Source organism: Streptomyces sp. NPDC005262, assembly GCF_042872425.1.
Lineage (GTDB): Bacteria > Actinomycetota > Actinomycetes > Streptomycetales > Streptomycetaceae > Streptomyces.
The window spans coordinates 72,828-84,954 of record NZ_JBIAKK010000021.1 but is presented as its reverse complement, the minus strand read 5'-3'; the positions used below and the strand labels follow the sequence as shown (position 1 = coordinate 84,954).

The following is a 12,127-nucleotide window of genomic DNA, read 5'->3' as shown; positions in this document are numbered from 1 at the left end:
CGCCTCGTCCTGTGACCGGGCAGCGACGCCCCATGTCCCCGCGATGGCCGAGCGACTCGGCTGCGTCACCTGTCCGGACCGGAGCCGAGTCGCTGCCACGCTGAAGAGCGGGCACTCTGGTACTGGCGGCGTCAATTCCCGAGAATCCTGCCGACACACTTCCCGGGCTCCTGACGTCGTGTCGGCTGCAGCGGTTCCCACCAATCGCCCGTGACCGCAGGAGAGTAGATATGGCAGCACCGATCGCCGTGCTGTTCGACATCGACGAAACCCTTGTCCACACCGGGGGAGCGGGCGCACGTAGCTGGGCGTGGGCCTTCGAAAAACTGCATGGAGTCGCCGCCGATATCGGCAAGCACACATCGGCCGGGGAGACCGATCCCGAGGTCGGGTGGAAAACCTTCCGGTCCGTGCTCGGGCGCGATCCGAGCCACGACGAGATGGCCCGGCTGTACGCCGCCTACCTGTGGCACCTGGCCGATGACATCCGGACTTCGGAGCACTACCGGGTCCTGGACGGCGTCAAGGAGACACTGACGCGGATCGCGGATGCCGGGGTCATGCTCGGCGTCCTGTCGGGAGCCATGGAGGGCGCCGCGCGGACGAAGCTGGAGCCCGCTGACCTGAACCGCTACTTCGTCTTCGGAGCCTACGGCTCGGACTCCCCCGACCGGGCGGAGGTGACTCGGCTGGCCATCGCCAAGGCTGCCCGGCTGCACGGCAGTGACTTGGCGGTCCAGGACGTGTACGTCGTCGGGGACACACCGCTCGACGTGCAGGCAGCACACGCCGCGAACGCCACAGCTGTCGCGGTGGCCAGCGGGCACTACACCGTTCAGGCCCTGCAGGCCGAGACACCCGATTACGTCCTGGGCTCCCTGACGGAGCCCTTCCCCGGCCTCTGACAGGGCACCGACATTCGGCCTCACCGTCTGCGTACCGTAGCGGACTCGGTGGTGTCTCTACCTGCGCCGCCCATCACTTCGTCGAGGTGTCGGGGCCGCTGTCATGGACGTCCGTGGTTTCACGGACGATGCCGGAGATGTTCGGGACGGTGGTCCCGGGGTGCGGGTCCGGACAGTTCACGGCCGGCCCGTCTGCGGCGGCTCGGGCACTTCGAACGACTCCCTTGTCCAGGCGGGCGCTCGCAGGGACTCTGCCGGCGAGTCGCGTTGATTGCGGCCTCCAACAATAGGTTTTGCGCGGGGCGCCGTCCCGATGATGGGGTGGCACGGTGACAAACCACGATGAGGCGAGGGCCGTCCGACCGTTGACCCTGGCTTGGGTGGGCCGGCATCTGGACATCGGCGAACGGGTCGTCAAGACCGAGGCGCTGCATGGCGGCATCACCGCCGAAATGCGCGGCTGACCATCGGCACGCGGGACGGAGGCACCCGCGATCTGTGCTGCGGACGTTCGTCAATGTGGAGCACGCCGAGGACTCACTGAACAGGGAGACTGGCGCCCTGACCCTGCTCAAGGGGACCGGCGTGCCGGCTCCTGGACTGGTCGCGGTTGATCCGATTCCTTCGGCCGCTGCCCACCAGGGCTGACGAGGGACCACGGCCTGGTGGGGGCAGCACCCTGAGCAGTGGCATAGTCGCGCTGACCGCCCGCCGCCTGGCCCGAACCCTGACGTCCCAGAGGGGCGCCTTGCGGGCGTGAACGAGGGCGGCTGGTGCTCCGGCCTGCTCCGGTTATTCCTCCGGGCGAATCCAGGTCCGGGCGAGTTCCCCGACCCAGGCGGCTGCTGCGTCGGGAGCGGGCGGGGGAGCGCCGACGACGACGAGTTCGGTGACGCCCGCCGCATCGAGCGCGGGGAGGTGCTCCGGGATGCCGTCGCTCAGCGCGACGGCGACCGTGAGCTCGTCAAAAACGCGACCGTGGCGGGCGCACTCATCGGCGAGGAGGGCGAGGCGCGCCGGGACGTCGGCCGCCGGGACGTTGAAGCCGTACCAGCCGTCGGCGAGGGCGGCTGCTCGGCGCAAGGCGGCGTCGCTGTTGCCGCCGACCACGACCGGGAGCCGGCCGCCGCGCAGCGGCTTCGGGTTGACCCGGATCGCGTCGAAGCGGGTGAACTCCCCTGTGAAGGAGGCCGGGTCCTCGGACCAGAGGGCACGCATCGTGGCGAGGTACTCCTCGGCGCGCCGCCCGCGCTCGGCGAAGGGGACTCCGAGCGCTGCGAATTCCTCGGCAGACCAGCCGACCCCGATCCCGAGGCTGAACCGCCCGGCGGAGAGTAGGTCGAGTGTGGCGGCCTGTTTGGCGACCAGGACCGGGTTGTGCTCAGGCAGCAGGAGTACGCCGGTGGCGAGCTCGATCCGGCTGGTCACAGCTGCCGCGAAGGTCAGGGCAAGCAGCGGGTCCAGCCAGTCCGCGTCCGCGGGCACGGCGATCCGCCCGTCCGCGGAGTAGGGGTAGTGCGAGGCCGGCGCGTCCACGAGCACCACGTGCTCGCCGCACCAGAGCCTCGCGAAGCCGTGCGTCTCCGCGGCTGTGGCCACCGCACGGATCACCTCGGGACGGGCACCGTCACCGATACCGAGCGCGTGCAACCCCACTCGCATTCTCCACCTCCGGGCGTCACCTTAAGCGCGAAGCGCGGACGTGCTCGGGTGACGTGGCGCGCAGTCCGCGAATGGCAGCGGGGAAGTGTGACGGCCGTATCAGTGCTCCATGAGAATCTGTCGATCGCGAACGTGGATTTCGAGGATTTCGCTGAGGTCGCGTCGGCCGATCCCGAGGGTGTGCTCAGGAGCGACGGTCGTACGGGGCAGCGCGACGAAGTCCCCTTCAGTTCCGACGAGCGGGGGCTTCGCGGGTGAGTGGCACTGCCTTCAGTGTCACGAACCAGCTGTAACGGCGCTGTCTGCCGGGCCGCGCAGAACCGGTCACCCCGCGATCTACGCCGGGATGAGGACGGTGAGCCATTCCGCTTCACGTGGCCGGTATCCGTGACGGTCCCTCAGCCCCGACACGATCGCCGGAACATGCCCGGCTCCGTAGACGATGGCCACCCGGATCGGCTCGTCGCCGCGCTCCACGTGGATCTCGCCGAGCGCGTCGAGCAATCGTTGGTCGCGCCGATCGGTCAGCGCGTGGCGCACAGGGTCGTCGGCCATCATCTCTGCCCGCAGCGTCGACGGCAGATCCTCGACCACCAGGTCTTCATCGAGGAAGGCGCCCGGACCGCGCAGTGCAAACACCAGGCCCATCACGGGAGCCGCGACCATGAGCAGCAAGTACAACCACCGCGGCAGTGTCTTCAGGTCTGCGATCGCCTCCGCCGCGGTCACATCCGGGTGGATGACCTGCACGGCCTCGGGAAGGAGCAAATCTTCGCGCTGCTCCTGCAGGCCGTTGCGCCGCCGGCGTGGGGTGAACCGGTATGCAAGCGTGAGGGCGCTCACTCCGACCGACTTCCCTCGGATTCCCTCGATGACTATGAGGTCGCATTCCCTGAGCCTGATGCGGACCTGGGAGTAGAACGTCGGCGAAGCTACATGCAGCATCGGGAAGATCACGAATTCGAGTGGCGTCCCCGTCCGCCTCATGGTGATCACGGCAGATCGGACGGCATACCCGGTCACCTCGATGATCTGCATGATTCCCCCGCGAACCTCGCCCGGTGTCCCTTCCACCCGTACCAGGACACGAGCCCGCCCGGGGCCGTGGTTCCCATCCCCGGCGCAAGGTGCCACCGGGCTGCACAGACACGTCCGCGACACTGCCGGGCGGCTTCGGCGGCCCGGGATACGGAAACCGCAGAAGCGGATGTGCGCGTTCACACCTCTTACCGTGCAGCGGGCGAGGCGAAAGCTCCAGTCGGTTGACGTTGGACCGTTATGAACTAGGGCTGAACCACCTCTGGCGCTCTGGAATGCGATTTCCACGCATCCGAATGGTCAGATGCCCGCACTCAGCGGCGGCTTGTCGACTGCCTTGGCCTGTCGCCACCGCTTACCTCGGAGCGCCCGCGGCCGGGCACTCCCACAGCCGCACGGCTGCAGTACCCATTCAGTGACCTGCTGCGCCGGTCTCTCCCCCGTCGCACCCGCCTGATCGCAGGCGTCTCCGTGTTTCAGGGGCCGCCGTCGCCAGTGTGTTCAGTTCACGCGTAGAGCTGACGCTCAGGCCGATCTCCGTAGGACCAGACGCGTGGGGGTGACCACGGACGGCAGGGAGCGGGGGCCGTCTCCATGCAAGGGCTGGTGCGCCGTCCGGTTGCACAGAAGCCGCGCCATCAGCCGTCCCATCTCCTCGATGTCCTGGTGCACCGTCGTGAGCGGTGGTTCCGTGGTCTCGGCGATGGGCGTGAGGTTGTCGAAGCCGACGACGGCCACATCCCCTGGCACGGTGCGCCCCTGCTTCCGCAGGATCCGCAGAGCACCGGAAGCCATCAGGTCCGAGGCGACGAACACCGCGTCCAGATCCGGAGCCTGATCGAGCAGCAGCGCCATGGCACCAGCGCCGCCCTGCAGCGTGAAGTCACCCTCGGCGACCAGTTGGGGCGGGATGTCCAAGAGGACGTCACGGTAGCCGTCGAGGCGGTCGATCGCGGAAGCCTGGTTGAGTGGCCCGGTGATCGTCGCGATGCGTTGGCGTCCCAGCGATACGAGGTGGCGAACGGCTTCCCGGGCACCGCCACGGTTATCGGCATCGACGTACGTGTAGACGTCGCTGCGATGACCGGAGCCAAGGACTGGACGTCCTCCGAAGACAGCGGGCAGACCCATCTGTTCGACCATGTCCGGCAACGGGTCGTCGGCACGCAATGAGAACAGCAGGGCGCCGTCGACGTGACCGCCGCCCAGGAAGTTGCAGACCCGCGGATAGTCGTCTTGCTCCTCGATGAAGAGGAGGACGGGCTGGACTCCCTGCCGAGCGAGCTCTTGTCGGATGCCGCGGAGATGGCAGTCGAAGTAAGGGTCCACGAACAGGCGGTTCTGCGGTTCGGTGACCACCACGGCGACGGCGTTGTTGCGACGGGTGACGAGCCTCCTGGCGGCCTGGTTCGGTACATAGCCGAGTTCCGCCACCGCTTCCCGAATGCGTTCAGCAACTGATGCCCGCACCTTCGGCTCGCCGTTGATGACCCGCGACACCGTGGACTTCGATACCCCTGCTCTCCGCGCTACGTCCTCAAGCGTGGGGCGTTGCCCGATCAGCCGTTCAGCCAACTCCATCTCCGATGCAGCGCAGTTCACTGTTGCTGCAGGACACGTTAGCCGTCCGCCGGATCATGCTCAGCGACAGGGCGGCGAATGGCTTGACCAACTCGCCCTGAAAACGCCCACTTGCTGTGCGAGGCATCCAGGCGTTCGTGCGGCAGGTATCCATCGGAACGACGTCTCCCATGCGCGACCTCATCGCTCGAGCACTCCAGCGATCCCACCTGCAGCCACCGTGTCCTCGAGAAAGGAATTGGCTTCTCAGGCCGGTCAGGCAGCCGGCGGGTGGGCGGCGGGCGGGGGAGCGATGTGGTCGCCCTGCCTCCTGTTCACGGTGATGCAGGTCACCCGCCCAAGGAGGGGCGAGTTGGAACACCTGCTGCTGGTTGACCGTTCATCTGTATGTGGGTACGGAGGGGACAGTGTCCCCGGGCCTCACCTATAGCCCATGGGGAAGATCGTTCGGCTGAAGTCCCATGGAGCCCCTCGCCGAGAGGCGACCGCCCTCCGAACCCACGCACCTACCGCCCCGGCTGGTCTCCCCCCGACCAGCCGGGGCATTCCTGTACACGGGCGCCGGCCCACACAGGCGGGTGGGTGGACCTGGATGTACGCCGGCTGATGAAGCAGAAGTCGCTCTTGTGCAGCGCGAGCGGTGGGATTCAGGTGAGGTCGCGGGTTTCGCAACCGGGTGTGAGTCGGGGCAGGTCGATGAGTATCTGTGGCGTTCCGCAGGGTCAAACGGTGGCCGTCAGCGGTATGAACGCCCGTCGTGCTCCCGGACCCAGTGGTGAGGTCCATGGTGGTCCCGGATCCATTCGATCTGGTCACTGACCCAGCGTCGACGGTGGTCGTCGTTCGTCCGGTGACTGACTCGGTCGTGGTCCCGCATCCATTCGATCTGGTCATTGACCCAGCGTCGACGGTCGTCGTAGCTGCTCCGGCCCTCATCATGAGTGTCGGGTTGCTGCACGGAGTGGGAAACGACGGCTGCCCGGCCATCGGTGGAGAGGGCCGCCGCCGAGGCGGGACCACCTGTCCCGAGGAGTCCGGCCGCCGCGAGCGTCACAGAAGCGGCCGCTACAGCAGCGCGTCGCGCAATCCTGAAAGCCATGCTCTTTCCTCCTTGCTCACCCCGTGACCTGCACAACAGGCCGCGAGGACTTGCCTTCGATCAGGCACTGACGACAGTACCCGGAAATGGTTGAACGATGAACTATCTGGGTTGTGAGGTGCACCATGCCTCGAAAGATCGTTGCGCTGGAATACTTCCGGTAGCTCCCATCGGTCGCCTGTCGCCCCTGGGTTGGGGCAGATGGCGGGAGCTGCTTCTTCTTTGCGCCGACGCTGACAACCGGACCGCCGTCGACCAGGCGCTGCTTGACTTGCTCGTTGACGGCGCGGAATCGGGTGGTGTTGTCCGAGTGCTGCCATTCGGGGTCTTGGCTGGGCCTGGCGGCAGGCAGGGATGCGCCGGGGCCCGCACCAACGCCACCGGGCAGCCCAGCCACCCCACTGTCGGGAGCGGTATCGGTTCCCAGCAGGGCGCATACCGATGGCCCCCTCATCCGGCGCCGGTTGATCGACAACCATCGTCGGGAATCGGTCAGTGAGTGTCCGCGCGGTCCAGGTCGGCCAGCAGCCTTCCCACGTCGGTCATCAGTGAGCCGTAGACGTGCCAGGCACCCGGCTCGGTGAGGGTGCCCCGGCCGATCATGCCCGTCATGGTGTCGTGCCACGCCAGCGCGCCGTCGATTGCTCCGCGCAGGCGTTCACGGGCAGATGCGTCCGGTGAGCCGGTCGCCGGGCCCGATTCGGCGAATGCCTGGACGGCCGCTCCCGCGAGTTGGAGGGTTTCGGCGTACCGGTCGAGGAAGTGGTGCCCCAAGTGGTGATCGGTGTGGTTGTCGTGTGCGTTGTCAGCCAAGGTCCGTGCGATTCCGCGAACTTGGATCGACACACCACGCAAGGCCATGAATGTGTCGTTGAAGGTCGTCTCCTTGCGTCGTGTGTGTGCGACGCAGCGCGTGTTCCACCGCAGGCTCTCATCGGCCTGCCGCACCATTTCCTCTGCACGGGTGAGGCGTCTGTCCAGGTTGCGCGCCTGGTGCAGCCAGTTGTGGGCCTTCGAGGTGAGCTGTCGCCGGGAAAGGCCTGTACCCATGTCATGCAGCAGTGTTGCGATGGAGCGGGCGAGGTCGCGTACGGCGGAATCGGACTCGTGCAGGTAGAGCGGAGGCAGGACGAGAGCGTTCACCGCGATGCCCACGGCCGCGCCGGTGAGCGTTTGGAGCGCGGGGGAGACGAGACTGCCCATGGGGTCCGTTGCGGTGGCGGCCAGTGCGATGACTGCGGTGGAGGCGACCTGGAGGCGGTCGTCAGCGTTGCGGCGGGGGCCTGCCAGGACCGCGATGACCGCGATCACCGCGACGGCGCCCGCGGTCGGTCCCAGCAGTTGGGCCGTCGCAAGGGCGAGCATCAGCCCGGCAACCCTGGCCACTACGTTTTGTGCCGCCTTGGTCACGGACTGGTAGACCGTGGGCGCGTTGACCATGAGCAGAGCCGTGGCGACCGCCATGTAGGGCCGGCCCTCGGGGGACCAGGGGGCCACGATGCCCCAGGTGAGCAGTGCTGCGATGAGGGTTTTGGAACCGTGCACCACGTGGCCGGCCCGTTTGGTGCGGAGCCAGCCGGCGAGGCGAGGCATCATCCCTGCCGTCGTCACGGGCGTGCGTTCAAGGTAAATGGTTGAATCTGGTCTGGTGACGTCGGCCACGGTCGCCCGTGATGCCCCGTGCACCGTCTTCGCTGCTGCCGTGCCGGCTCGTCACTGTCGGCGTCGGGTGGGCAAGGGGCTCGGGTGTGTGCCGAAAAGCGCCTCCGTGGATCCCGGAATGGTTCAGGACGCTTTGTCCAGGAACTGGGCGAGGTGGGTTTCGAGGTCCAGTGCCTCGGTTTCCCTGGCGGCGGGCACGAGCTGGTAAGTACGGTGCAGCCACCGCTCGATCGCCGGGAGTGAGGCCGTGAGGTGGGCGCACCCGCGGGGGGAGGACGGGAGGAGGTGCGGGAGCGCCTCGGGGTCGGACCCGCCGGGCCAGACCTGTACGTCGCCGTCCCCGCTGAGGGTCTGGGTCCCTGTGGTGAGAAGGTCGCGCGCGAAAACCCACGGGACCGGGCCCCGGAGCCCGTCCTGGAAGAGGAGCTGAACGGCGAGCGGGTCCTGTGACCTGGAGAGCAGGTGGGTCGGCACGAGGATCCGCTCACCCAGAGGGGACGCGAGCTCCATGTCGAGCATGTGATCTACGCAACTGGTCATGTTTCAGGGTGCTTTGGGGCCGGGCGCGCCGGGCCCGGGGCGCCTGGAACGGTGCCCGGATCCGGCGCTCGCCATGGTCCGTGCGGTCAGCGGAAGATGCCGTGGTCGAAGCCGTGTGCGTTGCCGATCACGACGACCCATATCCCGCGCTCCCACTGGTAGAAGCGGTGGTTGTCGAAGCGGTAGCGGTGGCCGTGGTCGTAGCCGTACCAGTACCGGCCCTCCCGCTCCCAGCGGCGGTGGCCGTCCCAGCGCCAGTCGCCGCGGCGGTCGTCCCGGTCGCTCCAGCGGCGGCTGTCTCCGTCCCGGGCGCCCCAGCCGTCGCGGTGGTCGGTTCGGTCGCCACGGTGATCGCCGTACGGCGATGCGCCCGGGGTGTGGGAGGCGACCGCGGCATGGCCGGCCGCAGGATTCGGAGCTGCCGAGGCGGCGCCGCCCGCTGCCAGCAGGGTGCCGGCTATGGCGGCGAAAGCGACGGCCGTGGTGGCGGCGCGACGCCCGTAGGTGTACTTCATGATCTTTCTCCTTGCTCGGTGCCGGAGCTGTGTGGGTGGGGCCCTGGCGACGCCCCGGGGTGGTGGGGCACAGGTGACGCTACTCCCGAACAAGTTGAACGTTGAACTTTATTATCTCTGACATATTTCATCACCTTTAGGGTTTTCTTCGGCTCCGAGGGCGTCCCGGCGAAGTCGAGCGCCGTAGCCTGCAGCTACCTCGCACCCGCCTCGTCCGGGCGAGCAAGCGGGCCGCGGAGCAGTCGGCAGCCGGTGTCGTATCCGTGTGGTCTCCTGCCGTCCGGTTGTTCCGCCATACCGAGCGCCGCGCTGCTGCTCACTGCGCCCTGAACTCCCGCGGTTGTGGACGGCGACGTCGGATCACCTGGGGGTTCTCCTGAGCTGAGAATCCGTCATGGCTGCGGCGGGGCCCTGGATGGCTGGGCGGACAGCGGCCGACCGTCTTGGTATCCGGTTCGGCGAACAGATGCGTTGGCCGGGCCGGGGTGATGCAGGCGCCCTTCTCGTGAACCGGTGCGTGAGAGTGGAGAACCTGCTCACATGGGAGTTGATGTCGATGTCGTACCGGTGGCCGGTTTCGCCAGGACAGCGTCAACCCTGGTCAACGACCGGGGACTGCCGGTCGGTTGCACGGCCGTGGAGCGTCGAGGAAGGCCACTGCAGGACCGGTGATTTTCCAGCCATGCTGTCGCACCTCCTGGGCCCGCGGTGGCCGGCAGACCATCTTTGCTGGGGCGTGGCAGCGGGTGCCTGCCCAAGTGCTCCAGCACATCTCGAGCCTGGGACGTGGCCCGGGTGGCCACCTGCCCGGGGACCCGGCGGCTGAACCCGCCCGCCTCGCGCACACGCGACAGTTCATGCACGTTCGCGGCGGCCGAAAATCGGTTGGTCGGCCCGCACGGAGTGCCTTTCGTACAGAAGACGCCCATTCCCGTAGCGGAGGTGGCCGGCCGTGAGGCGGGACATGGTCCTCGGAGCAGGGCGGCCGACGAACCGTTGACGTCCCGCGTCGCACCCTGATCTGCTGTCTTGATCAACGTAGAGATCAACGCAGCGAACGCAGATGCCGAGCAGGGGAGCTGAGACGATGACGCCCTCGAATGCGCCAGGCCCGCCGACCGCCGTGGTCGTACAGAACACCAGGAGTGGCGGTCCCGGCCGGGTCGGGGCCTGGCTGCGCGAGGCGGGAATCGGACTCGAAGTGCTGCGCCCCTACAACGGTGAGGCCCTGCCCCAGGCGCTCGGCGGCAGGCCGCTCCTCGTACTCGGCGGCGGCTTCCTGCCGGACGACGACGAGCGCGCGCCCTGGCTCCCGGCCACTCGCCGCCTCGTTGCGCAGGCGCTGGACGACGGCACGCCCGTTCTCGGTATCTGCCTCGGTGGTCAGTTGCTCGCACAGGTCGCGGGCGGCCGCGTACGGGCGCGTCACGGGCAGCCCGAGTTCGGCAGCACGCAGATCCGGCTGCGGCCCGAAGCCGCCGACGATCCGCTGCTGTACGGGCTCGGCGCGACGGTTACCGCGATCGAGCGGCACGTCGACGCGATCACCGAACTCCCCTCGGATGCTTCCTGGTTGGCGTCCAGCGCGGCCTGTCCCCACCAGGCGTTCCGGGTCGGGGCGCGGGCCTGGGGTGTGCAGTTTCACCCGGAGGCGGAGGCCGAGCGGATCGCCGGTTGGGACCGGGATCGGCTGGCCCGGCAGGGCTTCGACAGGGACCGGCTGCACGCCGAGGCCGTGGCCGAGGAGGGCGTGACGGCCTCTGTGTGGTCGGTGTTCACGCGGAGGTTCGCTCAGGTGTGCGCGAGGCTGCCGTGACCGGATGCGGAGAAGGCGCGGATGGGGCGGCTCGGCGCCGCCGTCCCACCGACGCGATGACGCCCGTGAGCACGCCTGCGAGCAGCCCCCAGAACGCGGACCCGATACCGAGCAGCGTCACACCGGAGGCCGTGGCGAGGAAGGTGACGACGGCCGCCTCCCTGGACGCGGGGTCCGACAGGGCACTGGCCAGGGACGCCTCGATCGTGGCGAGCAGGCCGACCCCGGCGACGGCCAGGACGAGCGCGTGAGGCATCGCGGTGAGCAGCGAGGCGACGGTCGCGCCGAGCAGGCCGACACAGAGATAGAAGATGCCTGCCCACACGGCCGCGAGGTAGCGCCGCTGCCGGTCGGGGTGGGCCCCGTCGCCGGTGCAGATCGCGGCGGTCATCGCCGCCAGGTTGATGCCGAACGCTCCGAACGGCGCCAGCACCGCCTGCACGGCACCCGTCCACGTCAGAACGGGTGAGACGGGCACCTCGTAGCCGGACCCGCGTAGCACGGCGACCCCCGGCAGATTCTGCGAGGCCATGGTGACGACGAACAGCGGTACGCCGACGCTGATCAGCACCTTCCAGTCGAACTCGGGCGCTGTGAACACCGGGTGCGCGAGCGACAGTCGGACCCGTTCCAGATGCCAGCCTCCGGTGAGTACGGAGGCGACGACTCCGCCGCCGAGCGCGATGACGACCGCGTAGCGGGGCAGCATCCGACGCGCGAGGAGATACAGCACGAACACCGGAAACGCGATCGCGAAACTGCCGCCCATCTGGGAAAAGAGCCCCGTCCCGAACTCGAGGAGCACGCCGCCGAGCAGCGCCGACGCCAGCGGCACGGGGATCCGGTCCATGATCCGCGCGAACCATCCCGTCACACCGCTCACCACGATCAGTGCGGCGCTGAACACGAACGCGCCCACGGCCTTCTCCATGGACACCCCGCTCAGGCTCGTGGCGAGGAGCGCGGCTCCCGGCGTCGACCAGGAGGTGACGACCGGGGCCTTGTACCGCAGCGACAGACCCGCGGAGGTCACGGCGATCCCGACGCCGAGTGCCAGCATCCATGAAGAGACCTCTCGCGCGTCCGCACCCGCGGCCCGCGCCGCGGTGAAGACGAGGGCAGCGGCACTGGTCACGCCGACGGTAACCGCGATCAGCCCCGCCGCCACGGCCGAGGGTGGTGCGGTGGCGCGTATGCGGGCGAGCGGGGACATGCGGCATCACTTCCGGAGGGGGCGGGAGAGCAGGTACCAAGCGTTCCGTAAACGGATCGTTCTGTTTGTGGAACACTAAGGACGCAGGCGGCGGCA

At 68.4% G+C, this 12,127-nt stretch carries 11 protein-coding genes and 1 pseudogene; 4 read left to right on the top strand and 8 right to left on the bottom strand.

Translation table 11 applies throughout. From position 1 onward, the window contains the following. The first annotated feature begins 230 nt into the window (after positions 1 to 230). Together ACFYP5_RS34810 and ACFYP5_RS34805 are read left to right on the top strand one after the other, a co-directional pair. Positions 231 to 905: an HAD family hydrolase gene (locus ACFYP5_RS34810; protein WP_389043215.1), complete on the top strand. Its 675-nt coding sequence runs from the start codon at positions 231 to 233 to the stop codon at positions 903 to 905. Between the two features lie 329 nt (positions 906 to 1,234). After that, positions 1,235 to 1,544, top strand: a pseudogene (locus ACFYP5_RS34805) (aminoglycoside phosphotransferase family protein); the annotation flags it as partial. 153 nt (positions 1,545 to 1,697) lie between these two features. Here ACFYP5_RS34805 and ACFYP5_RS34800 read toward each other — a convergent pair. Beyond that, complete coding sequence (locus tag ACFYP5_RS34800; protein WP_389043213.1) at positions 1,698 to 2,567, bottom strand: LLM class F420-dependent oxidoreductase; 870 nt, start codon at positions 2,565 to 2,567, stop codon at positions 1,698 to 1,700. On the opposite strand from ACFYP5_RS34800, the gene ACFYP5_RS34795 reads away from it, so the two are divergent. Next, positions 2,451 to 2,825: a DUF6924 domain-containing protein gene (locus ACFYP5_RS34795; protein WP_389043211.1), complete on the top strand. Its 375-nt coding sequence runs from the start codon at positions 2,451 to 2,453 to the stop codon at positions 2,823 to 2,825. The genes ACFYP5_RS34800 and ACFYP5_RS34795 overlap by 117 nt on opposite strands. A gap of 78 nt (positions 2,826 to 2,903) precedes the next feature. On the opposite strand, the gene ACFYP5_RS34790 is transcribed toward ACFYP5_RS34795, so the two are convergent. The 6 genes from ACFYP5_RS34790 to ACFYP5_RS34765 form a co-directional block, all read right to left on the bottom strand. Then, a complete protein-coding gene (locus ACFYP5_RS34790; RefSeq protein WP_389043210.1) occupies positions 2,904 to 3,605 on the bottom strand; it encodes a hypothetical protein in 702 nt (233 codons plus the stop codon). 525 nt (positions 3,606 to 4,130) lie between these two features. Next, on the bottom strand, positions 4,131 to 5,186 hold the full coding sequence (locus ACFYP5_RS34785) for a LacI family DNA-binding transcriptional regulator (RefSeq protein ID WP_389043208.1): 1,056 nt from the start codon (positions 5,184 to 5,186) through the stop codon (positions 4,131 to 4,133). Between the two features lie 736 nt (positions 5,187 to 5,922). Further along, positions 5,923 to 6,285 carry a hypothetical protein gene (locus ACFYP5_RS34780; RefSeq protein WP_389043206.1) on the bottom strand — a complete coding sequence of 121 codons (363 nt, stop codon included), beginning with the start codon at positions 6,283 to 6,285 and terminating at the stop codon, positions 5,923 to 5,925. A gap of 492 nt (positions 6,286 to 6,777) precedes the next feature. Further along, positions 6,778 to 7,896: an aromatic acid exporter family protein gene (locus ACFYP5_RS34775; protein WP_389043205.1), complete on the bottom strand. Its 1,119-nt coding sequence runs from the start codon at positions 7,894 to 7,896 to the stop codon at positions 6,778 to 6,780. A 174-nt stretch (positions 7,897 to 8,070) separates the two neighbouring features. Further along, a complete protein-coding gene (locus ACFYP5_RS34770; RefSeq protein WP_389043203.1) occupies positions 8,071 to 8,466 on the bottom strand; it encodes an SsgA family sporulation/cell division regulator in 396 nt (131 codons plus the stop codon). A gap of 107 nt (positions 8,467 to 8,573) precedes the next feature. Next, a complete protein-coding gene (locus tag ACFYP5_RS34765; RefSeq protein WP_389043202.1) occupies positions 8,574 to 9,002 on the bottom strand; it encodes a hypothetical protein in 429 nt (142 codons plus the stop codon). Between the two features lie 1,087 nt (positions 9,003 to 10,089). On the opposite strand from ACFYP5_RS34765, the gene ACFYP5_RS34760 reads away from it, so the two are divergent. Further along, entirely contained in the window at positions 10,090 to 10,818 is a 729-nt protein-coding gene (locus tag ACFYP5_RS34760; protein WP_389043200.1) for a type 1 glutamine amidotransferase, read from the top strand. Here the strand turns inward: ACFYP5_RS34760 and ACFYP5_RS34755 are convergent. Beyond that, a complete protein-coding gene (locus ACFYP5_RS34755) occupies positions 10,778 to 12,031 on the bottom strand; it encodes a benzoate/H(+) symporter BenE family transporter (RefSeq protein WP_389043198.1) in 1,254 nt (417 codons plus the stop codon). The genes ACFYP5_RS34760 and ACFYP5_RS34755 overlap by 41 nt on opposite strands. Positions 12,032 to 12,127: the final 96 nt, after the last annotated feature.